We start from the raw sequence: 23,183 nt of genomic DNA, 5'->3' as shown, positions 1-23,183 counted from the left end.
AACCATGATCCAGGCGACCGATACGATCCGACGCCCGGACGAGGTGCCGGGTGTGGGCCGGGTGCTTGTGGTGATCCCCACCTACAACGAGGCCGACAACATCGCCACGATCGTCGGCCGGGTCCGGCGCGCCGCCCCGGCGGTACGGATCCTCATCGCCGACGACAACAGCCCCGACGGCACCGGCGCGATCGCCGACGCCCTCGCCGACGGTGACGCGCACGTGCAGGTGCTGCACCGCCAGGGCAAGGAGGGTCTCGGTGCGGCGTATCTGGCCGGGTTCGGTTGGGCCCGTGAGCGCGGCTACCAGGCGGTCGTGGAGATGGACGCCGACGGCTCGCACGCCCCGGAGGACCTGCCGGCGCTGCTGGAGGCCGCCCGCGACGCCGACGTGGTGATCGGGTCGCGGTGGACCAGCGGCGCGCAGGTGCTCAACTGGCCGCTGCGGCGGCTGCTGCTGTCGCGTGGCGGCAACCTGTACGCGCGCCTCGCCCTGGGCATGCCCGTTTCGGACGCCACGGGCGGTTACCGGGTGTACCGGATCAGCGCGTTGGACGCCATCGACCTGGCGTCGGTGACGTCGCAGGGGTATTCGTTCCAGGTGGAGTTGTCCCGGCTGGCGCACCGGGCGGGGGTGCGGATCGTGGAGGTGCCGATCACCTTCGCCGAACGGGAACGCGGGGACAGCAAGATGAGCCCGCGGATCGTGGCCGAGGCGCTGTGGCGGATCACCGCCTGGGGGGTGCAGGACCGGCGGCAGGCGGTACGCCGTGGCCTGAACGGCACGGCCACCGGTCAGGCCCGGTGGCCGTGAGCGCGCTCGTGTCATGCTTGCTGAGCGGGACACGTCAATGGTGTCGCGGGAATGGCGATGAGGTGAGATGCGCCGAGGACTGAAGTTCGTGCCGTTGGCCCTGTTGCTGGCGGTGGTGGTGGAGCTGGCGGTGTTCGTCGGGGTCGGGCGGGCGCTGGGGTTCGGGCTGGCCGTGCTGCTGGTCTTCGCGGCGTCCCTGCTGGGGTTGGTGCTGCTGCGCCGGGAGGGGATGCGCGCCTGGCGTGGGTTCCGCGCCGCCGCGTCTGCCGGGCAACCGCCCGGTGGGCAGGTGACCGACGGCCTTGTGGGTTTGGGTGGTGCCCTGTTGCTGGCGGCGCCCGGTCTGGTCAGCGGGTTGATCGGGTTGCTGCTGCTGGTGCCGCCGGTGCGGCGACTGGCCCGCGCCGGAGTGCGCCGGGCCACCGAGCGGCGGGTGTCGTCGATGGTCGCCGGTGACCTGTTCGGCCCCCGAACGGTGCGGGTGCGCCAGGGTGCGCCGCAACCGACCCCGCAGCCGCAGCCGCCGGTGGTGGTCGACGGTGGTCGGGCCATCGAGGGCGAGATCATCGAGCCCGGCCGCCAGTAGACCGCACGCAAACAAGACCGCACGCAGACAAGACGGCGCCCCCGGGGATGACCCCGGGGGCGCTGGTGTCGTGCGGCTCAGGCGCGGCCGCGGCGGGTCCGAACCTCCTGCAGGCGCTCCTCGAGGATGTCCTCGAGCTCGGCGATCGAGCGCCGCTCCAGCAGCATGTCCCAGTGGGTACGCGGCGGCTTGGCCTTCTTCTGCTCCGGCTCGTTGCCGTCGACGAGTCGGGCGACGCTGCCGTCGAACTTGCATTCCCAGGTCATCGGGACCTCGGCGTCGACGGCGAACGGCACCTCGAACTGATGGCCCTTGGCGCAGAGGTACTCGCGGGTCTGACGCGGCGCGAGCTCCGTGTTGCGGTCGGATTCGTAGCTCACCGCGCCAAGGCGGCTTCCGCGCAGCATACGCTCGCCCATGATCGACTTCCCCTCGTTCGTGGTGCTGGTCTTCTGGGTGTAACGGCGCGTTCCCGCCGAGCCATTCCCGCCCGAGGGCGTGAGGCGTCCACGGGTGGGGCCGCGACCAAGGGTAGCCGGCCGGGACACGCACCCGGCCAGGTGATCCCCGGGCGGGTCGCAACGGAGACGCCACCCGCTGCCACCGGGAAGGTTAACCGCCCCCGGGCAGTGAAAGTTGCGCCACTCAGGTCACCCGGTCGTCGGCGGCGGGCCGAGGCGGGCCAGCGCCAACGCCAGGTCGCTGACCTGGTCACCGAGTTGCGCCACCCGCCGCTGGGCCAGGTCCCGGTCACCTTCGGCGGCGTCGAGTCGTACCGTCAGGGCGGTGACCTGGCTCTCGGCGGTGGCCGCCGCCTGCCGGGCCGCGCTCAGCTCGGCGGTGAGCGCGTCCCGCGCGGCGGCGGTGGCGGCCAGCTCCGCCCGCAGCCGCGCCGCGACCTGCGCGACCTCCTGCCGGGCCTCGTCGACCTGACGGGCGGCGACCTGGGCGCGGTCGCGGGCCCGGTCGGCCTGCTCCCGGGCGCGAGTGGCGTCCGCGGCCTCGGCGCGGGCGCGGGCGGCGTCGGCACGGGCCTGCTCGATCTGGCGGCGGACGTCCTGCACCTCGGCCTGCCACCGCCCGGCCCGTTCGGTAGCGTCGGCGGCCACCCGGGTGGCCCGCTCGGCGTCGGCGCGGGACGCGTCACGTTCGCCGGTCAGGTCGGCCACCCGCTGCCGCTCGGCGTCGCGTTGCGCGCGCAGGTCGCGCACCTCGGCGCGGGCCTGGTCCCGGTCACGTTCGGCCTGGACGCGCAGCGCCTCGGCGGCACTGACGTCGTGGCGTGCCTGGTCGCGGGCAGCTTCGGCGTGCCGCGCCCGCTCGTCGGCAGCGGTGGCCCGCTGGTGCGCCTGCTCGGCGCGCTGGCGGGCCTCGTCGGCGGCGGCGGACGCCGTGCGGGCCTGCTCCCGGGCCCGCGCCGCGTCGGCGGCGGCGGTCTCGGCGTCGTCGCGGGCCTCGTCGCGTTCGGTCTGCGCCGCCGCGACCTCGGTGGCGGCCTCCGCGCGGACCTGGGCGATCTGGCGCTGCACACCCACCGGGGACAACTCGGCGTGCAGGGATTCGGTGAGCGTCTCGACGATCTGGTCGAGCCGGTCCACCGCCTCCCAGGTGCGGGCCACCTGCCCCGGTAGGCCGGGGGCGTTGCGGTGGCGCATCCGGCTGTTGCGGGACGCCCGCTGGCAGGCGCCGTCGTTGTCCCGGCAGTACCGAAACGGTCGGCCCGCGCCGACACGCTGCGGCACCGGCTGTCCACAGTGGGCACAGGGGCGGGTTTCGGCGGTGGTGGGCTGGGCGTCCATCGAGGTGGCAGTCTAGTGCCGGGTGTGGCCGCCCGCCGCACCGCGGCGGGTCAGCTCGCGGCGCGGGCGCGCGCGTCCAGGGTGTAGCGGCGTTGCAGCAACAGCGCCGCGAGCATCGCCACCGCCGGCAGCAGCCCGAAGCCGTAGCGGACCGCCGCCAGCGCCGCGTCGGGCTGCGTCGGTGACTCACCGGCCGTCGAGGCCACGAAACCGCCGATGGCCAGGCACAGCGCGTACGCGTACGGGCCCAGTGCCGCGCCGGTGGCCTCGGTTGCCGTCCACACCCCGGTGTAGGTGCCGGCACCAGTGGTCTCGGTGGTGCGGTCGGTGGCGGCGGCGCGGATCACGTCGGGCAGCATCGAGAAGGGCAGCAGTTGCATGCCGGCGAACGCCACCCCGAGCACCGCCACCGCGCCGATCAACACCGGCAGGCCGGCCGGTCGACCGACAGCGAGCACCAGCGACCCGATCGCGAACGCGCCCTGCGCGCCCAGCAGCGCCCGTTGCTTGCCGACACGGCGGGCCAGCACCAACCAGGCCGGGGTGACCAGCAGCGCCGGTGCGACGAACGCGGCCACCAGCACCGTGGTCAGGCCGGGGGAGCGCAGCTCGTACTCGGCGTAGTAGGGCACCCCGGCGAGCACCAGGTGGGTGGCGGTGGACATGGCCAGGTATGCGGCCACCAGCCAGCGGAACTGTCGGTCGCGCAGCGCGGTGCGCAGGGCCGGCCACCCGCCGTGCCCCGCCGGGGTGGGGTCCGCCGCCCGCCCGCGCAGCCGGGCGATGCCGGCGACACCGACAAGCATGGCGGCCAGCATGCCGACGGCGAGGATCATCCCCATCCGCTGGTAGCCGCCCCGGGTCGCGGCGTCGCCGCCGGTGAGCAGCGGGGCCAGCAACCCGGAGAGCAGGATGCCCAGGGTCAGCACGACCATCCGGAACGCCATCAGCCGGGTGCGTTCGTCGTAACCGATCCGCAGGTCGGCCGGGGTGGCCAGGTAGGGCACCTGGTAGGCGGCGAAGAGCAGATTGCCGGCGACGAAGCACACCGCCACCCAGCCGGCCGCCGGCCCGCCGGTCAACCCGCCGGGCACCGCGAAGAGCGCGGCGAACGCGACGGGCAGGGCACAGCCGAGCAGCAGCAGGCGGCGCCGGTCACCGCGGCGGGTCTGCTCGACGTCGGCGCGGTGCCCCACCCAGGGGTGCAGCAGCACGTCGGCGATCTTCGGCAGCAGCAGGGCGAGGCCGGCCAGCCACGGCCCGACGGCCAGCACGTCGGTGAGGAAGTACAGCAGCAGCAGGCCGGGCACTGTCACCCAGACACCCATGCCGAGCGAGCCGGCCGCGAAGCCCGCCAGCGGGCCCCGGGCAAGTGTCGCGTCGGTGGCGGCCAGGGGCCGCCGGTCGAGCCCGGTCATCGCCGCATCCCCTCGGTAATCCAACGGTTGTCGGATTCTAGGGGCAGAATGGCGGCCATGACCATGCCTCGCCGCCGGCCCGGTCGGCCCCGCCGTGACGAGACCCGCCCGACCCGTGATGTGGTGCTCACCGCGGCGACCACGCTGTTCGCCGAGCGGGGCTTCGACGCCGTCGGGTTGCGGGAGGTCGCCGCCGCCGCCGGGGTCGACGTCGCCACTGTCGCGCACCACACGGGTACGAAGGCGGCGCTCTACGACGCCTGCTTCGCCCGGGTCTTCGCCGCCGAGCAGGAGGTGCTCACCCAGGCCGCCGCGCAGGCCCGCGCGGCGCTCGACGCCGGGCCGCAGGCGGCCCGGCGGGCCCTGCACGAGCTTGTCGACGTCTTCGTCGACTTCCTGGAGGACCGCCCGGAGACCACCGCGCTGTGGCTGCGCCGCTGGCTCGAACCGCAGCGGCACGCCGAGCTCGACACGCGCTACGCCGAGCCGTTGTACCGGCTGATCACGGAGTTGCTCAGCGCCGCCGCGGCGGCCGGGGCGCTGGCCGAGCCGACGCCGCACATCACCGTCCGCAGCCTGGTGTGGGCGACCCACGCGCACGTGGTGGCCCTGGCCGCCGGTGCGCCGGGCGCTCGGGAACGGCGCGAGTTCCGGGCGTTCGTGCACCGCCTGCTCGACGGCCTGTACGGGTCGTCGACCCCTTGACGCGTCGCCGCCGCCCGACGATTATCCATCCGACGTTGGATTAAATGGGGGGCGGCAATGGGCGGACCACCTCGGGTGGCGGTGATCGGCGCCGGCGCGGCCGGGCTCGCCGCCGTCAAGGCACTGCGCGACGCCGATGTGCCGACGGTCGCCTTCGAGGCCGCCGAGCAGGTCGGTGGCCTCTGGGTGTACGGGGCACCCGACTCGCCCGCGTACCGCACGCTGCACCTGAACACCAGCCGGGGACGCACCCAGTTCGCCGACCACCCGATGCCCACCGACTGGCCCGACTACCCCGACCACCGCCGGGTCGCCGGCTACCTCGCCGACTACGCCCACCGCTTCGGGCTGGGCGGGGACATCCGGCTGCGGCACACCGTCGAGCGGGTCACCCAGGCCCCGGGCAGCACCTGGACGGTGGTCGCGACCGGACCGGACGGGCCGGTCACCGTCACCGTCGACGCCGTGGTCGTCGCCAACGGGCACAACCGGGTGCCCCGGCTGCCCGAACCGTCATACCCGGGCACCTGCACGGCCGAGCAGCTGCACAGCCACGACTACCGGGGCCCGGAGCAGTTGGCCGGCCGACGGGTCCTGGTCGTGGGCGGCGGCAACTCCGCGATGGACATCGCGGTGGACGCCTCGTACGCCGCCACCCGCACCCTGCTCTCGCTGCGCCGGGGCGTCTGGGTCGTACCGAAGTACCTGCTGGGCCGCCCCTCGGACACCCTGAACGGGGCCCTGGCCCGCCGACTGCCGTGGCGACTGCGCCAACGCGTCAGCCAGGCGACGCTGAACGCCACAGTCGGCAGCCCCGCCCGCTACGGGCTGCCCGCACCGCGGCACGGCTTCCTGCAGGATCATCCGACGCTCTCCGACGGGCTGCTGTCCCGGCTGACCCACGGCGACGTCGAGGCCCGGCCCGGCGTCGCCGCACTGGACGGGGACCGGGTCGAGTTCACCGACGGGCGCAGCGACAGCGTCGACCTGATCATCTGGTGCACCGGCTACCGGGTGGAGATCCCGTTCCTCGACCCGGCGCTGCTCGGCGGCGGCGCGGACACCCTGCCGCTGTACCGGCACGTGTTCCACACCGACGCCCCGGGCCTGACCTTCGTGGGGCTGATGCAGTCCACCGGCTCCGCGTTCCCCCTGATGGAGGCGCAGGCCAAGCTGATCGCCGCGCACCTCGCCGGCCGGTACGCGCTGCCGAACCCCGACCGGCAGCGGGCCGCGTGTCGGGCCGAGTTGCGGGCCGCGACCGCCCGGTGGGGTCAGCGCCGCCCCGCGATGCGGGTGGACTTCGACGGGTACCTGGCCGAGCTGGCCCGCGAGTTGGTCGCCGGAACCCGCCGGGCCCGCTCCGGTGCGGCCTCCTCGGGCGGGGTGCGGCGGTGACGGGTCGGCTGGCCGGCCGTCGGGTGCTGCTGACCGGCGCAAGCGGAACGTTCGGCCGGCATCTCGGCGCGGCGTTCACCGCCGCCGGCGCCCAGGTGGTGGGGCTCGACCTGCACGCGCGCCCCGACGGCGACCTGCCGGTGCTCGGCTGCGACCTGACCGACCCGGACGCCGTGGCACCGGCGGTACGCGCCGCGCTCGACCGGCTCGGCGGGCTGGACCTGCTGATCAACAACGCCGGTGTCGGTGGTCCCGCCCCCGCCGAACTGCCCCCCGACGAGGTGGTCCGCCGACAGTTGGAGGTCAACCTGCTCGCCGCCTGGCGGACCACCGCCGCGGCAATGCCACAGCTGCTCACCGCACGCGGGCGGGTCATCTTCGTGGCCAGTCGGATGGCGGTGCTGCCGCTGCCGCTCGCCGCCGCGTACGGAGTCAGCAAACGGGCGCTGGTGGCGTACGCCGACGCGCTGCGCCACGAGGTGGGCACGCACGTCGGGGTGAGCGTGGTCTACCCCAGCATGGTCGTCTCACCCATCCACCACAGCACCGCCGAGGCCGGCCTGTCCCTGCGCGGGGTGTCCCGCCCCGAGCCCGTCGAGGGGGTGGTCGCGGCGATCCTGCGGACCGCCGCCGCCCGGCGGGCACCGCGTGACGTGGCGACCACGACGCGCGGTCGGCTGGAGTTGGCTGTCGGTCGGCACGCGCCGGCGCTGGCCGACCGGCTGGTGCGGCGTACCCTCACCGCCCGGATCGCCGCCGGTGACCTGGACGCCGCGCCGCTGGCCGCCGGAATGGTCCGCCGCCACCGGGGACGGTGAGGTGCCGCGGTCGAAGCGGCGCGGGCACCGCCCGGCCGGTCAGGGCGTGGCGACGGCCGCGCGGGACCGGTCGGCGGCGATCCGCAGGGCCAACGCGGCCAGGGCGGTGCCGGTCACCCACCGCTGCACCCGCAGCCACACCGGTCGACGGGCGAAGAACCCGGCCAACGTGCCGGCGCTGAGCACGATCAGCCCGTTCACGCTCAACGCGACGGCGACCTGGGTCAGGCCCAGCAGCAGGCTCTGCACCGCCAGGTGCCCCCGTGCCGGGTCGATGAACTGCGGTAGCAGCGACACGTAGAGGATCGCGATCTTCGGGTTCAGCAGGTTGGTGACCAGACCCATGGTGAACAGCCGCCGGGACGGGTCCGGTGGCAGCGGCGTGGGGGCGAATGGTGACCCTCCGCCCGGACGCAACGTCCGCCAGGCCAGCCAGAGCAGGTAGCCGGCGCCGGCCAGCTTCACCACGGCGTACAGGGTCGGCACCAGCACGAAGACGGTGGCCAGGCCGAGGACCGCCGCCGCCAGGTACACCGCGAACCCGGCGGCGACCCCCAGCAACGAGATGAGCCCGGCCCGGCGGCCCTGCGACACCGAGCGGGACACCAGGTAGACCATGTTCGGGCCGGGCGTGAGCACCATCCCCAACGCCACAAGCGCGATGCCCACCAGCGCCCCCGTGCTGACCATGATGCTTTCCCCCCGTTCGGCAGCCCCGCTGCGACCCTAGGCCGGGGTGACCGCGTCGTCCCAGGGCCACCTGGCAGACGGTGGCCCTGGATCCGGTCACCCGGGCGGAAACCCCCTCCGCCGGCAGCCGCGGGGAATGGTCACCGCCGGGGGCGTGCTGACCTGGTACGAAGTGCTGCCGGCGGAGGCGGCGCGTTACGGTGGCCGGGGGAGGTGCCGCAGGGTGACCGAGGCGTGGGAAGCGGCGGTGGAGGCGCAGATCCGGGGAGCCGTGCAACGCGGCGAGTTCGACGACCTGCCCGGCATGGGCAAACCGATCCCCGGCCAGGGCACACCGTACGACGAGTCGTGGTGGATCAAGAGTTTCCTGGAGCGTGAGGCGTTGCCGAGCGACCTGCTCCTGCCCACCCCGTTGCAACTGCGCCGACGCATCGAGCAGGTCCCCGACGAGGTCCGCGACCTGCCCACCGAACAGGCCGTACGCGACTTCGTGGGGCAGCTCAACGCGCAGATCGTGGCGTGGCTGCGCAACCCCGACGGCCCCGGGGTGGCGGTGCGTCCGGTGAACGCCGACGAGGTGGTGCGCCGCTGGCGCGCCGAGCACGCCGCGCCCAGCCTCGCGACGCCGGCGACCGACCGGGTGAGCGTCGCCGCGCCGCGCCGGCCGCGCCGCGCCTGGTGGTTGTCGTGGCGCCGCCGGTCGCGCTGACCCGGTCTGGTCGGCGGTGCCCGGCACCGGCAGACTGTGCCGATGGGTATCGACCTGCGCGCGTCCGGTCCGCCGTCGGTGCCGGGCCTGGCCCTGCGCCAGTGGCGGGACGACGACCTGGACGCCCTGCTTGACGCGTACCGGGATCCGGTGTTGCGCCGGTGGACCCGGCTGCCGGTGACCAGCCCGGCCGAGGGTCGACAGTGGTTGGCGCGGACCCGGCAGGACTGGGACGCCGGTCGGCGCTACAGCTTCGCGGTCCTCCAGGACGACGCCGACGAGCCACGGCTGGTGGCGAACGTGGTGCTCAAGAGGGTGAGCGTGCACTGGCCCATGCCCGAGGTGGGGTACTGGACGGCGTCGTGGGCACGCGGGCGTGGTGTCGCGCCGCGGGCGGTCACCGCGCTCAGCCGGTGGGCGTTCGAGGAGTTCCCCGAGCTGGAGCGCCTCGACCTGCTGCACCAGGTGGACAATGTGGCGTCCTGCCGGGTGGCGCAGAAGAGTGGCTTCGTGTTCCAGGAGGTGCTGCCGGCCCGGCCGCCCTTTCCGCTTGACGGTCACCGGCACTCGCTGAGCGTCGGCTAGCCCTCCGCCACCGCCGCCTGCCACCGCCACGAGGTGCGTCGGGCCCGGCCGGGCAGGTCACCGCGCCCGGTCAGCCACAGCAGGACCTGGGGTGCGGCACCGTCCGGGGCATCCGGGAAGAGTCGCCGCAGCACCGCCGCGCTCAACCGCTGCGGCGGCTGCCAGGCCACGCCGAGACCGACGGTGATGTCGTGGGTGTGCAGCAGGGTCTCGGCCACTCCCATCGCGGCGAAGCCCACCGGGTCGCAGGGGCCGAAGTGCCAGGCCCGGGTGTCCGGTGCGGCGGCGTCGACGGCGGCGGCGAGCAGCCCGGCGCAGGCCCGCACCACGGTGAGGGTCTGCGCCGGGCTCGCGGCGGGGGAGACCCGCAGGTCGTACGGGAGGTAGCCGTCATCCGGGCGGCCGGTGACCTGGCCGGCGTAGGCGAGCAGGTCGTGCGCGATGTGCGCGGCGGTGGTCCAGCAGCTCCAGGTCAGTGGGCCGGCGGGCACGGACCAGTCGCGCTCGCGGTGCGGGTGCAGCACCCGGGTCATCTCGTCGGCTGCCTGGAGCAGTTCGACGCCGGTCACCGTTGACATCCGACGACTGTCGCAGTGCCGGTCGGGTGACGCAATCGAGATCCGGCGCCACGCGGAAAATCGGGCTGCTCGGCCCCAACGGCGCCGGCTAGTTCACCACCCTGCGGGTGCTCGCCGCGACGTCGCCGATCAGCGGCGCCGGCCTGCGGGTGCTCGGCATGGACCCGGGCGATGCTGAACTGGCCGGTCCGCCGCGAAACGATTACCGCCGCAGGTCGGTCGGGTCGTCCGCGGTGAAGTCGCGAACGGCCGCGCGGATCGTCGCGCCGTACGGGTCGTCCGGCAGGTGCGCCACCTGCTCGCCGGCTCGGGCCAGGTACTCGCGAGCCTGGGCGGGCTGGCCCAGGCGACGGTGACAGTCGGCCAGGTTGAGAAACAGCGACGGCAGGAACGCCTGGACCTGGAGCGAGGGCAGGTATCGCCTGGCGCGTTCGTCGGTCAGGTCGGACACGGCGGCCAGGGCGCGCTCGTCCCAGCCCAGCTCCGCCTCGGTGGTGTCCTGCAGATCGGCGAGGTAGTGGGCGAGGGTGCAGCGGTGCAGCGGGTCGCCGCCGGGGCCGATCTCGTCCCACAGCGCGCTGAGCAGCTCGCGGGCCCGGGCTGGCCGACCGGACTGGCCGAGCTGCACCGCCTCGATGATGCGCGCCATTGTCGGGTCGGCTGTCTGTTGGTCGTCCATGGCGCAGATGCTCGGGCCTCGACCCGCTCGAGGGTCAAATCACCGGCTCGGCGGGCACCCGGGCGATGGTCCCGGTGCGGCGCGGATCTGTCCGGGTCAGCCCGGCGCTGTGGCGGTGGTGATGCTGGCCAGCGCCTCGACGAGGGGCAGCGGGTTGACGTAGTCGCGATAGGACAGGACCTGGCCGTCGCGGACGCGAATGACCGCGATCACCTGCTGCTCGAACGGCCCGGCAGTGGCGACGACGCTGCCGTACGCCTCGTACTCCACGATGACGACCTCGGGGTCGGTGGTCTCGTGCAGCACCACGTTGCGGTATTCGTCGAACCTGATGAAGGTGCCGGCTGTCTGCGTGAGATGACGGCGAATCTCTGGACGGCCCCGCAGTCGGCCGGGCACGCCCGGCGGGTGGTACGGCCACTCGAGGTACCCGTCCGGCGCCATCAACGCCACGAACGCCTCGATGTCGGCCTCGCGGCCGGCCCGCAGGATCTCTTCGACGACTGCGCGGGACGAGGTTGTCATCGTGACCTCCTGGTCAGCATTCGTTGAACATGCGTTGATTGAACGAGCGTAGAACGAACGAGGTGGACCGGTCAACATCCGTTGAATGACCCGAACCCGGGCAACGCCGCCAGCCCTCGGCCAGCGTCGCCCCCGGGATTCGTTCGGCAACGGTGGCGCATCACTCCTCGGGCAGCTTGCGCATGCTGCGCAGCGGGGAGAAGACGACCCAGAGCACCCCGAGCAGGGCACCGATGCTGGCGATCCAGAGGGCGGAGCGCACCCCCATCGCGGCGCCGAGCGCTCCGCCGATCAGGGCGCCGACCGGCCGGATGCCGTAGTTGACAGTGCGTCTGACACCGGACACCACGGCGAGCATCGTCCCCGGTGTGGCAGCGGTCTGCACCGATCCGGCCGCGATGTCGAGGACCATGACGCCCAGCGCGGAGACGAACTCGGCGGTGATCAGCAGCGCGAGCACCAGCGGCCGCGGTCCCCCGGCCAGCGGCACGAGGATCAGTGGGGCCGGAAAGACGACGAGACCGAGGATTACCGCGGGGCCGATGCCGATCCGGCGACTGAGCGGACCGCTTACCGCAGCGCCGAGCAGTCCGCCGAACGCGCCGGTCCCGACGACGAGGCCCAGCATGCCGGGGGAGACGTCCAGCTCGGTGGTCACGTACAGCACGAAGAGCGCGGCGAACATGTAGTTGAACAGGTTGAGCGTGGTGGTGCCAAGCAGGATCGCCCGTAGCACCGCGGACCGGGCCACATACCGCACACCGGCGGCCATGCCCAGGCCCGGGCCGCTCTGTACCGGATGCTCGGTGACCCTTGTGCGGGCCAGGAAGACAGCGGACGCCAGGTAGGTGAGCACGTCGGCGACAAGCGCGATCGGAGCGGTGAGCACCTGCACGAGCACGCCACCGATGCTCGGGCCGGCCACGTACGACATGGCTCTGCTGCCGTTGATCAGACTACTGGCGTCCACATAGTCCGGCCGCCGGACCAGGGCGGCGAAGAGGCTGCTGTGCGCCACCTCGAAGAACATCGAGAGGATCCCGATCAGGAAGGCCACGACACAGAGCAGCGGCAGGTTCAGTGCGTCCGCCCACCACAGCAGCGGCACGGCCAGCAGAAGGCCCGCCCGGCCAAGGTCGGCGATGATCATTACGTGTCGTCGGCGCGGGTACCGGTCCACCAGGGCGCCGGCCGGCAGGGAGAAGAACAGGTTCGGCAGCAGCGAGGCGGCGGTCAGGTAGCCCATCTCGACGGGTCCGGCGCCGATCGCCAGCACGGCAAGCAGCGGCACGGCGAGCATGGTGATCTGATCGCCGAAGAGCGAGACGGTCTGCGCGGACCAGTAGCGGCGGAAGGCGGTCTGCTGCAGCAGCCGTGGGATGCGCGGCCGGCGCGGCGGTGCCGGGTCGGCCAGAACGAGGGGTTCAGTCACTGTCGGTCTCCGCTGGCTGGTCATCGGGGGGCACGGGTCCACGCGGCACCACCATCTGGATGAACTGCACCGGGCGAGACCCGGGCGGGCGTCTCGCCGGGTCGGCAACCCGTTCGTCGTACCGGGCCAGCAGGGCGTCGACCTCCTCCGTGAGCTCACGCAGCTCACTGGCGGTGACGTGCAGCAGCGCGTCGCCGAAGCCGGCGGCGGTTCGCCATTCGACGGGCTCGTCGCCGCGGACTGCGAGGTAGTCCTGCGCGTATTGCGTGTAGACGCCGAGCATCACGCTGTTGAGCTGGTCCGTCGCGGACTTCATGGCCGGGTCGTCGGAGTCGTCGGCCCAGGACGTGTCGTGCGCGGTGGCCCGCCAGGGCCGTTCCCGACCGTCCGCCCCCGCAACGCGTTCGGCCAATCCGTACTTGGCGAGCTGGCGCAGGTGGAACGAACAGTTCGGCACATTGTCGTCGAGCCGGGCGGCGGCCTGGGTGGCGGTCATCGGGCCCTCGCGGCGCAGCAGCCCGATCAGTTGCATCCGCAGCGGGTGCGCGTACGCCCGCAGGGTGCGTGGGTCGGTGAGCTTGATGGAACGTTGCGGCACTTCTTCGGTCACACCCTAGAGAATGCTTTAGAAAGACATCTCTAGCAACCCGAGGCCCAGGGATGGCGGCCGATTCGCCGGCAACAGCTCCACTGTTCAACAACCGTAGAATGACCGGGTGACCGAACCGAGCCCACGGTTGACCCGAGCCGAGCAGCGCCGCCAGACCGAAGAGAGCATCCTGGCGGCGGCCCGGCAGCTGTTCGCCGAACTCGGCTATGAGCGCACCACGATCCGCGCCGTGGCCAGGACGGTCGGGGTCGACGCCGGCCTGGTGATGCACTACTTCGGCACCAAGGACAACCTGTTCTCCCGGGCCGCCGAGCTGCCCGCCGCCGAGTTGTCCGGCGGCGGCGAAGAGATCGTCGACGTCCTGCTCGCCTCGCTCGCCAGCCGTCTGGACGGCGAGCCGGTCGCCTCACTCGCGGTGCTGCGTTCGATGCTCACCAACACCGACGCTGCCGAGCGGTACCGAGCTGCCGCCGAACCCCAGCTCAGTCAGATCACCACCGCGATTCCCACCGAGGACGCCGAACTGCGCGCCAGCCTGCTCAGCGCGATCGTGCACGGTGTGATCATCGAGCGGTACCTGCTTCGCCTCGGCCGACTCGCGGACGCCTCGCCCGACCAGATCATCGAGCTGCTCCGTCCGTGCTTCCAAACGTTGGCCACGGCCGACATGCCACCGTCGACCGTCCGGCCCGCCAGCGCGGATTGAGCCACGGCACGTCGGCGTGCACACTCCGCCGCGCGGTCAGGTGGGTGCAATCGCTGCCCGGCGGCCCACCCGACCGCACGGAGGACGCGGCCGACCCGCCCTGATCCGCTGGGACGGGCGGGTCGGCTCGCGTCCCTCAGGCGCGGGCGACGATGGCAGTGAGCACCGAACGGACGGACGTCGGCCGGTGACCGATGAGGGTCTCCAGGGTCGGGTCGGTGACGGCGAACTCGCCACGGCGAGCCGCGCGGTAGATGCCGAGGGTGAAGTCGGCTGCTGCTGCGGGGACGCCGCCAGCGATGGTGGTGGCCCGCCACTGCTGGTCATCCACGACGACGCGCCTGATGGTGCGACCCGTGACGGCACTGAGGATGCCGGCCACCGCCTCGAGGTCGAGCAGTTCGGGCCCGGTCAGCGGAGCGGTGATCCCGTCGAGCGCGCCGTCGTCGGCGAGGGCGATGGCCGCGGCCTCGGCGAGGTCGGCGTGTGCGGTCCAGGAGACCGGACCGTCCGCTGGCGCCGCGAGCACACCCGTCTCCAGGGCCGCACCGATGTAGACGCTGAGCGTGCTCGCGTAGAAGCCGTTGCGCAGCGCGGTGAAGGGGACACCCAGGCCGACCAGATGCTCCTCGGTCTCGGCGTGGGTGAGCTGGGCGGGGAAGAGGGAGTCCTTCGACGCCGCCTGGTGGCTGGTGTAGAGCACACGTTTTGCCCCGACGGTGTGGGCGGCGTCGATGGCGGCGCGGTTCGCGGCGGCCGCGTCGCTGCCGCGGATGGCGGCGGACACGACGAGGACCTTTTCGGCACCCTCGAAGGCGTGTTGCAGCGTGCGCGGGTCGGTGAAGTCTCCGGCGCGGACCCGGACACCGCGGGCGGCCAGACCGGCCGCCTTTGTCACGTCGCGCACGCTGACACCCACGGTCTCGGCGGGAACCCGCTCGAGCAACCGGTCGACGATCTGGGAGCCGAGTTGACCTGTGGCACCGGTGATGACGAACATGACTACCACTCCCTGTTAGCGTTGTTAACACACCTACGTTAGCAACGTTATCGCAGCGATAACAAGGTGCTGTTAGCATCGGTTCATGGTTGCGGCGCAGGACATGGCATCCCGGGACGAGGTACGGCACGGCATCGTCGCGGCAGCGAGCCGGCTGCTGCGCGAGGAGGGCGCGAACGCGGTGACGACGCGAGCCGTCGCCCAGGCCGCCGGCGTGCAGGCACCCACCATCTACCGCCTCTTCGGTGACAAGAACGGCCTGATCGATGCCGTCGCCGAGCACGTCATGGCCACCTACGTCGCCGCCAAGTCCGCCGTGGCGTACGCCGCCGAGGGCGATCCGGTGGCCGACCTGCGGTCCGGGTGGCGGGCACACCTCGAGTTCGGACTGGCCAACCCCGAGCTGTACGCGCTCATCGCCGGCCGGGGCGGGCCGTCGCCGGCGACGGTTGCCGGCCTCGAGGTGCTGCGCACCCGCGTACGGCGACTGGCCGCGGCCGGCCTGTTGGCTGTCGACGAGCAGCGCGCACTCATGATGATCCACGCGGCCGGCAACGGCACCGTGCTCGCCCTCCTGGGCACGCCCCCGCAGCAACGCGACCCGGGTCTGGGGGAGGCCATGTTCGACGCCGTGCTCAGCAGCATCCTCGTGCGCACCCCGGCGACACCCGACACGACAGTGAGCGCCGTGGCGGTCACCTTCGCCACCGTGGTGCCCGACCTGCCGGGGCTCACCGACGCCGAACGCGCGCTCATGACCGAATGGGTGCACCGATCGCTCACCGCACCGCCGGCAAAAGCGCTGGACGAGCTGACGCCCGGCTTGTAGCTTGCAGTTGACCGTGACACCGCCCGAGGAGGTGAGACCCATGAACGCTGGACCGATGTGGGTGCTCCCCCTCCCGTCATGGCCGTGCGACTGACGTAGGTGTCGCCGGGAGCGCCTCGCCAAAGAGGCACTCTCGAAGGGCAACACCTGTGCGTTCTCTGCAATCCACCCCCGAGCAGCCGTCGAACGACAGCGCCGGGCGGGGCCCCCTCATCTTCGACGTGATCATCGCTGGGTGCGGGCCGACCGGTGCCATGCTCGCCGCCGAACTGCGGCTGCACGATGTGCGGGTACTCGTACTCGAGCGGGAAACCACACCGGCGTCGTTCGTACGCATCGTCGGTCTGCACATTCGCAGTCTTGAGCTGATGGCGATGCGCGGACTCCTGGAGCGCATCCTCCCGCACGGCAGGCAGCGGCCGGCCGCCGGCTTCTTCGCCGCCATCGCCAAACCGGTGCCCAAGGGACTGGATTCCGCGTACGCCTATCTGTTGGGGATTCCGCAGCCAGTCATCGTCGAAGTGCTCGAAGAGCATGCGATCGACCTGGGCGCGCAGGTCCGGCGCGGCGCCGCGGTCGCCGGCATCGAGCAGGACGACGAGGGCGTCACCGTCGAGCTGGCCGACGGGGAACGGCTGCGGTCGCGCTACCTCGTCGGCTGCGACGGCGGGCGCAGCACCGTGCGGAAGCTGCTCGGCGTCGGCTTCCCCGGCGAGCCTGCCCGCACCGAGACGCTGATGGGCGAGATGGAGGTGGGCGCCCCGCAGGTGGAGATCGCCGCCAAGGTCGCCGAGATCAGCCAGACCCACCGTCCCTTCTGGCTCCGGCCCTTCGGCAACGGCGTCTACAGCGTCGTGGTCCCCGCCGCCGGAGTCAGCGACCGCCAGGTGCCGCCCACCCTTGCGGATTTCCAACAACAGTTGCGCGCCATCGCGGGAACCGATTTCGGTGTGCACTCCCCACGCTGGTTGTCCCGCTTCGGGGATGCGACCCGGCTGGCCGAGCGTTACCGGGTCGGTCGGGTGCTCCTGGCCGGCGACGCCGCACACATCCACCCACCCATCGGAGGACAGGGACTCAACCTCGGCATTCAGGACGCGGTCAACCTCGGTTGGAAACTGGCCGCGCAGGTGCGCGGCTGGGCGCCCGAGACGCTGCTGGACACCTATCAGGGTGAGCGTCGTCCGGTCGCCGAGGACGTGCTGGACAACACCCGCGCCCAGACGGAACTGCTGTCCGCCGCGCCGGGCCCCCAGGCGGTGCGCCGACTGCTCACCGAACTGATGGACTTCGACGAGGTGAACCGCCACCTGATCGAGAAGATCACCGCGGTCGGCATCCGCTACGACTTCGGCCCCGGCCCCGACCTGCTCGGCCGCCGCCTGCGCGACATCACCGTGAAACAGGGCAACCTCTACGATCTGCTGCACCGCGGCCGGGGCCTGCTGCTGGACCGCACCGAACGCCTGACCGTCGGCGGCTGGTCAGACCGGGTTGACGAGATCGCGGACCCGAGCGCTGACCTTGACGTACCGGCGGTGCTGATGCGTCCCGACGGTCACGTCGCCTGGATTGGTGACGACCAGCGGGACCTGGACGACCACCTGTCGCGCTGGTTCGGCACGCCCACCGACTGAGGCCATCGGTCCGATCACCTCGCCCGGCGTGCGCGGCGCACTTGGTCGTGCGCGCCGGGTCGTCGCTCGGTCGAGACCGATGCCGGTGGAGCCCTGTCCCGCGATCAGAATGATCTGGCTGGTTGGAGGTTCAGCGGCCGGCGTCGTAGACACGCCGTGCCCGTTCCACCTCGGGGAGGCGGGCGTCGGCCCAGGTGCTCAGGTGGGCGAAGAGGGGACCGAGGCTGGCACCCAGCTCGGTGATCTCGTATTCGACCCGAGGCGGCATCTCGGCGTAATAGGTGCGGGCAATGAGCCCATCGCGTTCAAGTTGGCGCAGCCGCTGCGTGAGCACCTTCGGTGTGATGGTGGTCAGCCGGCGCTCCAGCTCCACGAATCGCTGCCGGCCGTACTTGTGAAGGGCCCACAGGATGGGCGTGGTCCATCGACTGAACACGATGTCGACAACCGGCGCGACAGGGCACGCCAGCTCAGGGTCCGCCGACCGTTCCATGTGCCCTCCGTCACAACAGCGTTACTATCCTCTAGGTACCTACTATACGGACGCTACTAGCGTCTCCTCCAGCCGCGCGAACGACGCGGTTGAACTGGAGACACAGCCATGTTTGTCGTGACAGGCGCCACCGGGAACGTCGGCCGTACGCTTTTGTCGACCCTCACGACCTCGGGTGCCGCAGTGACGGCGGTGTCCCGGGGACGACGCCCGGTCGCGGTGCCAGAGGGGGTTCGCCACCACCACGCGGATCTCGAACGCCCGGAGAGTCTGCTCCCGGCACTAGCCGGCGCCGAAGCGATATTCCTGCTCGTGGAGGGCGCCGGGGCGCACCTCGACATGCCCGAGATCCTGCGGGTCGTCACAGCCGCGGGGCTGAAGCGCATCGTGCTGCAATCCTCGCAAGCGGTCGGCACCCGGCCGGGGGCGGCCTCGCACGCGCCGCTGTCTGCCATCGAGGACCTCGTACGCCGGTCGGGTCTCGGCTGGACGATCCTGCGCCCCGGCGGCTTCGCCTCCAACGCCTTAGCCTGGGCGGAACCGGTGCGGACCGGCCGGACAGTGGCCGCGCCGTTCGGCGACGTCGGCCTGCCCGTGGTCGACCCGGACGACATCGCCGAGATGGCCGCCGCCGTTCTGCGTGACGGCTCGCACGACGGCCGTACATACGAGCTGACCGGTCCGGTGCTGAGCACGCCACGCCACCGCGCTGCGGATCTCGCCGCTGCACTCGGCGAACCGATCGTCTTCGTTGAGCAGGCGCCCGACGAGGCCCGGGAACAGATGCTGCGGTTCATGCCACCACCGGTGGTCGACGGGACGCTGGCGATCCTCGGCGCGCCGACCGAGCGGGAGCAGCGGATCAGCCCCGACGTGACGCAGGTTCTGGGCCGATCGCCACGGCCTTTCACCGCGTGGGTCGCTCGCAACATCGACGCCTTCCGCTGACGCGTCGCGTCAGGGTTGCGCAGCGGACGGCGCCCGCCGGTGAGATCGAGAAGCACGAACGAGTAGTGGTCACGGACGCTCTTCGCCGGGCAGGTGGCGAAAGAGGGCGTCCGCTCTTGGAAGTCGCGGTCGATGCATCACATGAGACGGCGACGCGCACCGCGAGGTCGCTGACGTGACCAGGAGAGGCGTTGGACTCGCCGGACATGGGCCTCCTCACCTTCAGCATCAACCTCACCCTGGGGTTGTGTGGACCACCAGGAGGGGGATCGCCGACGATGAGACGCACGCCTTCTTCATCCGTCTCCTGGACGAGTCCGGGGCGATGCTGTGGGGTCGGGTCACCTACGAGATGATGGAGGGCTCCTGGCCGGCCGTCGCCCGCGGCGACCAGGAGGTGCCGCCGCTCATCCGCGAGTGGGCGGTCAAGCTGGATGCCAAACCCAAGTACGTGGTGTCCTCGACGCGTACCGACTTCTCGTGGACCAACAGCCACCACATTGCCGGCGATCTGCGCGAGGGCGTGCAGAAGCTCAAGGACGCGACCCCGGTCGGGGTCCGCGTCGGAAGCGGCAAACTCGCCACCGAGCTCGACAGGCTGGACCTGATCGACGAGTACCGGATGCTCGTCCATCCCCGGATCGCCGGCCACGGCCCGACGCTGTACCAGGATGGGCTGCCCGCCACGCGTCAGCTCGAGCTGATCTCGGCAACGGGGTGGTCGCCGTGCACTACCGCCGCGCGCGCTGAATCGTAGGAGTCCCTCGCCGCCAGCTCATCGGCTGCTCGGCGTCCTCCTCGCGCCTCCCTCGCATCGGGACGATTCACAGAGTAAGGCCCGGAGCAGGCCGGTACCCGAGACCTGCAGTCCAGCGGCGGGGCGCCTTGACCCCCACGGCCACTTCCGCTGGGTAGGGCCAGTCGTGTGGGACCTGGCCGCCCGGAGCTGAAGGCGCACACAACACATCTCGCCACCGGCTGGCCCTCGACGCCGAAGCACGCGCCAGTCACCTGAGAAGCGACAAGCAACCATGGGCAGGGCTCTGCGCCCATTAATATTTTACCGGTAATGATAATCCATTAATTCACCATCACAAAAGGTGCATATCGTGCGCGCACCATAATGACAGTTATGGTGAGTAAGGAATCAGGTTGGTGTAAGTGTGGCGATCACGTCGGCGCACGGTCCGGACGAGGTGCTGCTGGGGACGGGGACCGCCGCAGGAGTCGATGCGGCTGGGCGGGATCGACGGTGCTGCGGCATCATCTGTCGTCATGTTCTCCGTGGCGGAACGCGACCTGACCCGAGAGCGACTGCTGCGTCTGGCGAACCAGGATCCCGCCATCGTCGCCGCCGCGATCACCGGCTCACACGCCACCGGCCAGGAGGACCGCTGGTCCGACATCGATCTGGCCTTCGCGGTCAGCGAACCACTCGACACCGTCATGCGTCGGTGGACGCAGGTGATGTATCAGGAGTTCGCAGCGGTCCACCACTGGGACCTGACGGCCGGTGCGGCGATCTACCGAGTCTTCCTGCTCCCACACTGCCTGGAAGTCGACCTCGCGTTCAGCCCGCACGCCGCGTTCGGGCCGCAGGGCCCGAGTTGGCGACTCGTGTTCGGGCAGTCGGCACCATCCCCGGCCGGCACGCCCGGCGGCCACGACGACATCGTCGGCCTGGCCTGGCACCACGCGTTGCACGCGCGGATCAGCATCGAACGGGGCAGGTACTGGCAGGCGGAGCACTGGATCAGCGCCATGCGCACCCAGACGATCGCGCTCGCCTGCCGGCGCCTGGGTCACCCCAGCAGCTACGCCAAGGGCGCCCACCTGTTACCCGCCGACATCACCGCAGCGCTGGAAACAACACTGGTCCGTGCCACGGACGAGGCCGAGGTGCGCCGCGCGCTGGTGGCCGCCGCGGCAGCCCTGGCCGACGAGCTGACTCGTACGGACCCCGAGCTGGCCGATCGGCTGCACCCGATTCTCACCGAACTCGCCGCCCAGCCGCCCCCGGGATCGCAGAGGGCGGCGACCTAGGAGCGGCCGTACGCGGCGCGGGCCTGGGCCACCTCGGCGGCCTCGCGTTCACGCCACCGGCGTTGCGCGTCCCGGTTGCACATCCGACAGACCCGACGGTAGCGACCGGTCGCCGGATCGAGCTCACGGTCGTGGCGGTTGCGGCACTGGGCCGGCTGGGTGCGGCTGCGGCAGGCCTCGGCCCGGCTGATCTGGCGCAGATGCGTGGGCTCGATGCAGTCGGCGGCACCGCAGGTCTGGTCGACGTCCAGGGCGGGGTCGTATCCGCCGACGAGCACCACGTACGCGGCGATGTGCGCCCACGCGCGACCGGCGACCTTCTGGTGCACCCCGCGTCGCCGCCCGTAACCTTCGACGATCAGGCAGCCGTTCTCGGTCCGGTGTGAGCGCTGCAGCAGGTAGGCGCGCAGCGACTCCTCGCTGTGGTGGCGGGACAGTCCCCGCACGTCCGAGAGCACGGAGTCACCGTACCCACGTCGGTCGGTGGGTCTGCTGTTGACCACCGCCTCGTCCGGAGAGCCCGTCGGCGTCACCGACATCCGTGCGGGTCAGTGACGCCGACGACCGTCTCAGGTGCGGACGCGGTAGTGCAGGGACATCACGCCGTTGCTGAGTCGGCGGTTGCTCAGTAGCTCCAGCCCAGCTCGGGTGCCGCTGGGCAGCCCGGGCTTACCTCCGCCGACGAGGACGGGGTGGATCAGCAGGTGGCACTCGTCGATCAGTCCGGACTGGAAGGCCTGCTCCGCGAGGTGTGCGCCGCCGATAGTGAGGTCACTGGTGGCCGAGGCTTTCATGGCGCGTACCGAGGCGGGGTCGAAGCTCGTTTCGAGCCGGGTCTTGGCGGTCGAGGTCGCGTGCAGGGTGGTGGAGTAGACGACCTTGTCCGCTGCCTGCCAGACGTCGGCGAAGTCGGCCGTGAGCTTCGACTGTGCGGCCAGGGCAGGGTCGGTTTCCCAGAGGGACATCGACTCGTACAGGCGCCTTCCGTAGAGGTAGGTACCCATGGGCCGGAGAAGGTCGGTCATGAACGCGAGGTACTCGTCGTCGGGTGGGGTCCAGTCGAATCTGCCGTGTTCGTCCTCGATGTAACCATCGAGGGACACGTTGGTCACGTAGATCAGCTTGGCCATTGCGTCACACCTCGACGGCAACTGCGACGGGGTGGGCGTTCCGCAGTGTGGCGTCCAGTTTGGAGAAGGCCTCGTTCCAACCCTGGCTGGCGGGGGCGGCCAGATGCTCGGGGAGCCACTGACGGATCTCGAGTCGCGTCCGTCCATCGGCCTCGTCGTGGAACTCGACCCGCATTCGTGTCTCGTGCGGCTGATGGCCGTCCGGCAGCTGCCCGGTGACATGCACGACGCCGTCGAGCAGTTCGCCGTCGGCGACGTCGGTGAGGTCGATGTGGACGTCGACTCGAAGGCCGGGCCGGGCCGGGAAGACCTCGGTCCACCGCTGGTGGCCGCCGGGCCGGATGTCGAAGTCCATCTCCTCGCGGGGCAGTGAGTTGCCGATCGGCCCCCACCACGCCGCCAGGTGGTCGGGGTCGGTGAAAGCTCGGTAGACCAGTTCCCGTGGCGCGTCCAGCACGCGTGAGATGACGATTTGCGGATCGCCGCTGTCCATCAGTTCTCCTTGTCGTGAGCCGTGTCCGGCGATTCGCTGTCGGGAATCACCGGGCCGTGGACCGTTCGGTCCGTTGGGCGAGCGGCGGCCTGTACCGCCGCGAGGTGGGCGTCGAGGCGGGTGAGCGACGTGTCCCAGAACCGCCGGTAGCGCTCGAGCCACTCGGCCGCGTCGCGCAGCGGAGCGGCCTCGATGCGACTCATCCGCAACTTTCCCGATCGGGTGCGGGAGATCAGCCCGGCGCGCTCAAGCGCCTTGAGGTGCCGCGACACCGCCGGCATCGAGATGGGCAGGGGAGCGGTGAGCTCGGTGACCGTGGCGTCGCGGTCGGCCAGCTCGGCGAGGATCGCCCGTCGGGTCGGGTCGGCGAGGGCCGCGAACACCGCACTGAGTTGATCGCTGCCAGACACCGAGGCCTCCCATCATTTAAGCGATGCGTTAAATGTAGTCCGGAATGATCGCCTGTCAATGACCCGACCCCGGCCCGTCCGTAGCTTCCAGACCAAAAACAACGCTAAGCAGTTGATCTAGGCGTCTACCTGGAGAGCTGTCTCACGT

The 23,183-nt window shown here is 71.6% G+C and carries 27 protein-coding genes and 1 pseudogene; 13 read left to right on the top strand and 15 right to left on the bottom strand.

What is annotated here, in order from left to right; all coding sequences use genetic code 11:
* Positions 1–4 precede the first annotated feature (4 nt).
* Both AB0B86_RS23575 and AB0B86_RS23570 read left to right on the top strand, forming a co-directional pair.
* Positions 5–814 carry a polyprenol monophosphomannose synthase gene (locus tag AB0B86_RS23575; RefSeq protein ID WP_357405613.1) on the top strand — a complete coding sequence of 270 codons (810 nt, stop codon included), beginning with the start codon at positions 5–7 and terminating at the stop codon, positions 812–814.
* Positions 815–881: 67 nt separating this feature from the next.
* Positions 882–1,400: an FxsA family protein gene (locus AB0B86_RS23570; protein WP_357405611.1), complete on the top strand. Its 519-nt coding sequence runs from the start codon at positions 882–884 to the stop codon at positions 1,398–1,400.
* A gap of 77 nt (positions 1,401–1,477) precedes the next feature.
* Here the strand turns inward: AB0B86_RS23570 and AB0B86_RS23565 are convergent, their stop codons facing one another.
* The 3 genes from AB0B86_RS23565 to AB0B86_RS23555 all read right to left on the bottom strand — a co-directional run bounded on the left by AB0B86_RS23565 (position 1,478) and on the right by AB0B86_RS23555 (position 4,617).
* Positions 1,478–1,819, bottom strand: a complete 342-nt coding sequence (locus tag AB0B86_RS23565; protein WP_030489777.1) for an RNA polymerase-binding protein RbpA — start codon at positions 1,817–1,819, stop codon at positions 1,478–1,480.
* A 231-nt stretch (positions 1,820–2,050) separates the two neighbouring features.
* Positions 2,051–3,199: a hypothetical protein gene (locus AB0B86_RS23560; protein ID WP_357419825.1), complete on the bottom strand. Its 1,149-nt coding sequence runs from the start codon at positions 3,197–3,199 to the stop codon at positions 2,051–2,053.
* A gap of 50 nt (positions 3,200–3,249) precedes the next feature.
* A complete protein-coding gene (locus AB0B86_RS23555; RefSeq protein WP_357419824.1) occupies positions 3,250–4,617 on the bottom strand; it encodes an MFS transporter in 1,368 nt (455 codons plus the stop codon).
* A 57-nt stretch (positions 4,618–4,674) separates the two neighbouring features.
* Here AB0B86_RS23555 and AB0B86_RS23550 point away from each other — a divergent pair, with 57 nt between their 5' ends.
* Genes AB0B86_RS23550 through AB0B86_RS23540 form a run of 3 tightly spaced genes read left to right on the top strand, consistent with a single transcriptional unit; the run spans position 4,675 to position 7,538 of the window.
* Positions 4,675–5,322: a TetR/AcrR family transcriptional regulator gene (locus AB0B86_RS23550; RefSeq protein WP_357419823.1), complete on the top strand. Its 648-nt coding sequence runs from the start codon at positions 4,675–4,677 to the stop codon at positions 5,320–5,322.
* A gap of 57 nt (positions 5,323–5,379) precedes the next feature.
* On the top strand, positions 5,380–6,720 hold the full coding sequence (locus AB0B86_RS23545; protein WP_357419822.1) for an NAD(P)-binding domain-containing protein: 1,341 nt from the start codon (positions 5,380–5,382) through the stop codon (positions 6,718–6,720).
* Entirely contained in the window at positions 6,717–7,538 is an 822-nt protein-coding gene (locus AB0B86_RS23540; RefSeq protein WP_357419821.1) for an SDR family NAD(P)-dependent oxidoreductase, read from the top strand. The genes AB0B86_RS23545 and AB0B86_RS23540 overlap by 4 nt, the downstream gene beginning before the upstream one ends.
* 39 nt (positions 7,539–7,577) lie before the next feature.
* On the opposite strand, the gene AB0B86_RS23535 is transcribed toward AB0B86_RS23540, so the two are convergent.
* Positions 7,578–8,228 carry a LysE family translocator gene (locus AB0B86_RS23535; protein ID WP_357405599.1) on the bottom strand — a complete coding sequence of 217 codons (651 nt, stop codon included), beginning with the start codon at positions 8,226–8,228 and terminating at the stop codon, positions 7,578–7,580.
* 223 nt (positions 8,229–8,451) lie between these two features.
* Here AB0B86_RS23535 and AB0B86_RS23530 point away from each other — a divergent pair, with 223 nt between their 5' ends.
* Together AB0B86_RS23530 and AB0B86_RS23525 are read left to right on the top strand one after the other, a co-directional pair.
* Positions 8,452–8,937, top strand: a complete 486-nt coding sequence (locus AB0B86_RS23530) for a DUF1992 domain-containing protein (RefSeq protein ID WP_357419820.1) — start codon at positions 8,452–8,454, stop codon at positions 8,935–8,937.
* Positions 8,938–8,979: 42 nt separating this feature from the next.
* The gene (locus AB0B86_RS23525; protein ID WP_357419819.1) at positions 8,980–9,522 is read left to right on the top strand and encodes a GNAT family N-acetyltransferase; all 543 of its coding nucleotides are present in this window, start codon (positions 8,980–8,982) and stop codon (positions 9,520–9,522) included.
* Here the strand turns inward: AB0B86_RS23525 and AB0B86_RS23520 are convergent.
* The 5 genes from AB0B86_RS23520 to AB0B86_RS23500 all read right to left on the bottom strand — a co-directional run bounded on the left by AB0B86_RS23520 (position 9,519) and on the right by AB0B86_RS23500 (position 13,346).
* Positions 9,519–10,100, bottom strand: a complete 582-nt coding sequence (locus AB0B86_RS23520) for a maleylpyruvate isomerase N-terminal domain-containing protein (RefSeq protein WP_357405593.1) — start codon at positions 10,098–10,100, stop codon at positions 9,519–9,521. The genes AB0B86_RS23525 and AB0B86_RS23520 overlap by 4 nt on opposite strands.
* 202 nt (positions 10,101–10,302) lie before the next feature.
* A complete protein-coding gene (locus tag AB0B86_RS23515) occupies positions 10,303–10,779 on the bottom strand; it encodes a hypothetical protein (protein WP_357405591.1) in 477 nt (158 codons plus the stop codon).
* A 96-nt stretch (positions 10,780–10,875) separates the two neighbouring features.
* Complete coding sequence (locus tag AB0B86_RS23510) at positions 10,876–11,382, bottom strand: nuclear transport factor 2 family protein (protein WP_357419818.1); 507 nt, start codon at positions 11,380–11,382, stop codon at positions 10,876–10,878.
* An 82-nt stretch (positions 11,383–11,464) separates the two neighbouring features.
* Entirely contained in the window at positions 11,465–12,736 is a 1,272-nt protein-coding gene (locus AB0B86_RS23505; protein WP_357405587.1) for an MFS transporter, read from the bottom strand.
* Positions 12,729–13,346 carry a helix-turn-helix domain-containing protein gene (locus tag AB0B86_RS23500; RefSeq protein ID WP_357419817.1) on the bottom strand — a complete coding sequence of 206 codons (618 nt, stop codon included), beginning with the start codon at positions 13,344–13,346 and terminating at the stop codon, positions 12,729–12,731. The genes AB0B86_RS23505 and AB0B86_RS23500 overlap by 8 nt, the downstream gene beginning before the upstream one ends.
* Before the next feature lie 106 nt (positions 13,347–13,452).
* On the opposite strand from AB0B86_RS23500, the gene AB0B86_RS23495 reads away from it, so the two are divergent.
* Positions 13,453–14,052, top strand: coding sequence for a TetR family transcriptional regulator (locus AB0B86_RS23495; protein ID WP_357419816.1), 600 nt, complete (start codon positions 13,453–13,455; stop codon positions 14,050–14,052).
* 136 nt (positions 14,053–14,188) lie between these two features.
* Here the strand turns inward: AB0B86_RS23495 and AB0B86_RS23490 are convergent, their stop codons facing one another.
* A complete protein-coding gene (locus AB0B86_RS23490; RefSeq protein WP_357405581.1) occupies positions 14,189–15,052 on the bottom strand; it encodes an NmrA family NAD(P)-binding protein in 864 nt (287 codons plus the stop codon).
* An 85-nt stretch (positions 15,053–15,137) separates the two neighbouring features.
* Here AB0B86_RS23490 and AB0B86_RS23485 point away from each other — a divergent pair, with 85 nt between their 5' ends.
* Complete coding sequence (locus tag AB0B86_RS23485; protein ID WP_357405579.1) at positions 15,138–15,881, top strand: TetR/AcrR family transcriptional regulator; 744 nt, start codon at positions 15,138–15,140, stop codon at positions 15,879–15,881.
* Positions 15,882–16,093: 212 nt separating this feature from the next.
* Positions 16,094–17,518, top strand: a complete 1,425-nt coding sequence (rox, locus tag AB0B86_RS23480) for a rifampin monooxygenase (protein ID WP_357419838.1) — start codon at positions 16,094–16,096, stop codon at positions 17,516–17,518.
* 130 nt (positions 17,519–17,648) lie between these two features.
* Here rox and AB0B86_RS23475 read toward each other — a convergent pair whose 3' ends face one another.
* On the bottom strand, positions 17,649–18,011 hold the full coding sequence (locus AB0B86_RS23475) for a helix-turn-helix domain-containing protein (RefSeq protein ID WP_357405576.1): 363 nt from the start codon (positions 18,009–18,011) through the stop codon (positions 17,649–17,651).
* Positions 18,012–18,119: 108 nt separating this feature from the next.
* Here AB0B86_RS23475 and AB0B86_RS23470 point away from each other — a divergent pair, with 108 nt between their 5' ends.
* The 3 genes and pseudogenes from AB0B86_RS23470 (at position 18,120) to AB0B86_RS23460 (ending at position 21,002) form a co-directional block, all read left to right on the top strand.
* A complete protein-coding gene (locus AB0B86_RS23470) occupies positions 18,120–18,959 on the top strand; it encodes an NAD(P)H-binding protein (RefSeq protein ID WP_357405574.1) in 840 nt (279 codons plus the stop codon).
* 206 nt (positions 18,960–19,165) lie between these two features.
* Positions 19,166–19,709, top strand: a pseudogene (locus AB0B86_RS23465) (dihydrofolate reductase family protein).
* Positions 19,710–20,234: 525 nt separating this feature from the next.
* The gene (locus tag AB0B86_RS23460) at positions 20,235–21,002 is read left to right on the top strand and encodes a nucleotidyltransferase domain-containing protein (RefSeq protein WP_357419815.1); all 768 of its coding nucleotides are present in this window, start codon (positions 20,235–20,237) and stop codon (positions 21,000–21,002) included.
* Here AB0B86_RS23460 and AB0B86_RS23455 read toward each other — a convergent pair.
* The 4 genes from AB0B86_RS23455 to AB0B86_RS23440 all read right to left on the bottom strand — a co-directional run bounded on the left by AB0B86_RS23455 (position 20,999) and on the right by AB0B86_RS23440 (position 23,035).
* The gene (locus AB0B86_RS23455) at positions 20,999–21,460 is read right to left on the bottom strand and encodes an HNH endonuclease (RefSeq protein WP_357419814.1); all 462 of its coding nucleotides are present in this window, start codon (positions 21,458–21,460) and stop codon (positions 20,999–21,001) included. The genes AB0B86_RS23460 and AB0B86_RS23455 overlap by 4 nt on opposite strands.
* A 111-nt stretch (positions 21,461–21,571) precedes the next feature.
* Positions 21,572–22,132, bottom strand: coding sequence for a dihydrofolate reductase family protein (locus AB0B86_RS23450; protein ID WP_357419813.1), 561 nt, complete (start codon positions 22,130–22,132; stop codon positions 21,572–21,574).
* Positions 22,133–22,136: 4 nt separating this feature from the next.
* Positions 22,137–22,625 carry an SRPBCC domain-containing protein gene (locus AB0B86_RS23445; protein WP_357419812.1) on the bottom strand — a complete coding sequence of 163 codons (489 nt, stop codon included), beginning with the start codon at positions 22,623–22,625 and terminating at the stop codon, positions 22,137–22,139.
* Positions 22,625–23,035, bottom strand: coding sequence for a metalloregulator ArsR/SmtB family transcription factor (locus AB0B86_RS23440; protein ID WP_357419811.1), 411 nt, complete (start codon positions 23,033–23,035; stop codon positions 22,625–22,627). The genes AB0B86_RS23445 and AB0B86_RS23440 overlap by 1 nt, the downstream gene beginning before the upstream one ends.
* Positions 23,036–23,183 lie beyond the last annotated feature (148 nt).

Origin of the sequence: Micromonospora sp. NPDC049047, from assembly GCF_040649135.1 — a bacterium.
Taxonomy (GTDB): Bacteria; Actinomycetota; Actinomycetes; order Mycobacteriales; family Micromonosporaceae; genus Micromonospora.
The sequence above is the reverse complement of the archived record's forward strand: the minus strand, read 5'-3'. Positions and strand labels throughout refer to the sequence as shown.

Bases quoted from the DNA above. Each gene is read 5' to 3' on its own strand.
- AB0B86_RS23445 (WP_357419812.1), bottom strand. From the start codon at position 22,625: ATGGACAGCGGCGATCCGCAAATCGTCATCTCACGCGTGCTGGACGCG.
- AB0B86_RS23475 (WP_357405576.1), bottom strand. From the start codon at position 18,011: ATGGAACGGTCGGCGGACCCTGAGCTGGCGTGCCCTGTCGCGCCGGTT.
- AB0B86_RS23470 (WP_357405574.1), top strand. From the start codon at position 18,120: ATGTTTGTCGTGACAGGCGCCACCGGGAACGTCGGCCGTACGCTTTTG.
- AB0B86_RS23555 (WP_357419824.1), bottom strand. From the start codon at position 4,617: ATGACCGGGCTCGACCGGCGGCCCCTGGCCGCCACCGACGCGACACTT.
- AB0B86_RS23570 (WP_357405611.1), top strand. From the start codon at position 882: ATGCGCCGAGGACTGAAGTTCGTGCCGTTGGCCCTGTTGCTGGCGGTG.
- AB0B86_RS23510 (WP_357419818.1), bottom strand. From the start codon at position 11,382: ATGTTGACCGGTCCACCTCGTTCGTTCTACGCTCGTTCAATCAACGCA.
- AB0B86_RS23535 (WP_357405599.1), bottom strand. From the start codon at position 8,228: ATGGTCAGCACGGGGGCGCTGGTGGGCATCGCGCTTGTGGCGTTGGGG.
- AB0B86_RS23565 (WP_030489777.1), bottom strand. From the start codon at position 1,819: ATGGGCGAGCGTATGCTGCGCGGAAGCCGCCTTGGCGCGGTGAGCTAC.
- AB0B86_RS23450 (WP_357419813.1), bottom strand. From the start codon at position 22,132: ATGGCCAAGCTGATCTACGTGACCAACGTGTCCCTCGATGGTTACATC.
- AB0B86_RS23490 (WP_357405581.1), bottom strand. From the start codon at position 15,052: ATGTTCGTCATCACCGGTGCCACAGGTCAACTCGGCTCCCAGATCGTC.
- AB0B86_RS23545 (WP_357419822.1), top strand. From the start codon at position 5,380: ATGGGCGGACCACCTCGGGTGGCGGTGATCGGCGCCGGCGCGGCCGGG.
- AB0B86_RS23460 (WP_357419815.1), top strand. From the start codon at position 20,235: ATGTTCTCCGTGGCGGAACGCGACCTGACCCGAGAGCGACTGCTGCGT.
- AB0B86_RS23485 (WP_357405579.1), top strand. From the start codon at position 15,138: ATGGTTGCGGCGCAGGACATGGCATCCCGGGACGAGGTACGGCACGGC.
- AB0B86_RS23560 (WP_357419825.1), bottom strand. From the start codon at position 3,199: ATGGACGCCCAGCCCACCACCGCCGAAACCCGCCCCTGTGCCCACTGT.
- AB0B86_RS23550 (WP_357419823.1), top strand. From the start codon at position 4,675: ATGACCATGCCTCGCCGCCGGCCCGGTCGGCCCCGCCGTGACGAGACC.
- AB0B86_RS23520 (WP_357405593.1), bottom strand. From the start codon at position 10,100: ATGTCAACGGTGACCGGCGTCGAACTGCTCCAGGCAGCCGACGAGATG.
- AB0B86_RS23525 (WP_357419819.1), top strand. From the start codon at position 8,980: ATGGGTATCGACCTGCGCGCGTCCGGTCCGCCGTCGGTGCCGGGCCTG.
- AB0B86_RS23575 (WP_357405613.1), top strand. From the start codon at position 5: ATGATCCAGGCGACCGATACGATCCGACGCCCGGACGAGGTGCCGGGT.
- AB0B86_RS23515 (WP_357405591.1), bottom strand. From the start codon at position 10,779: ATGGACGACCAACAGACAGCCGACCCGACAATGGCGCGCATCATCGAG.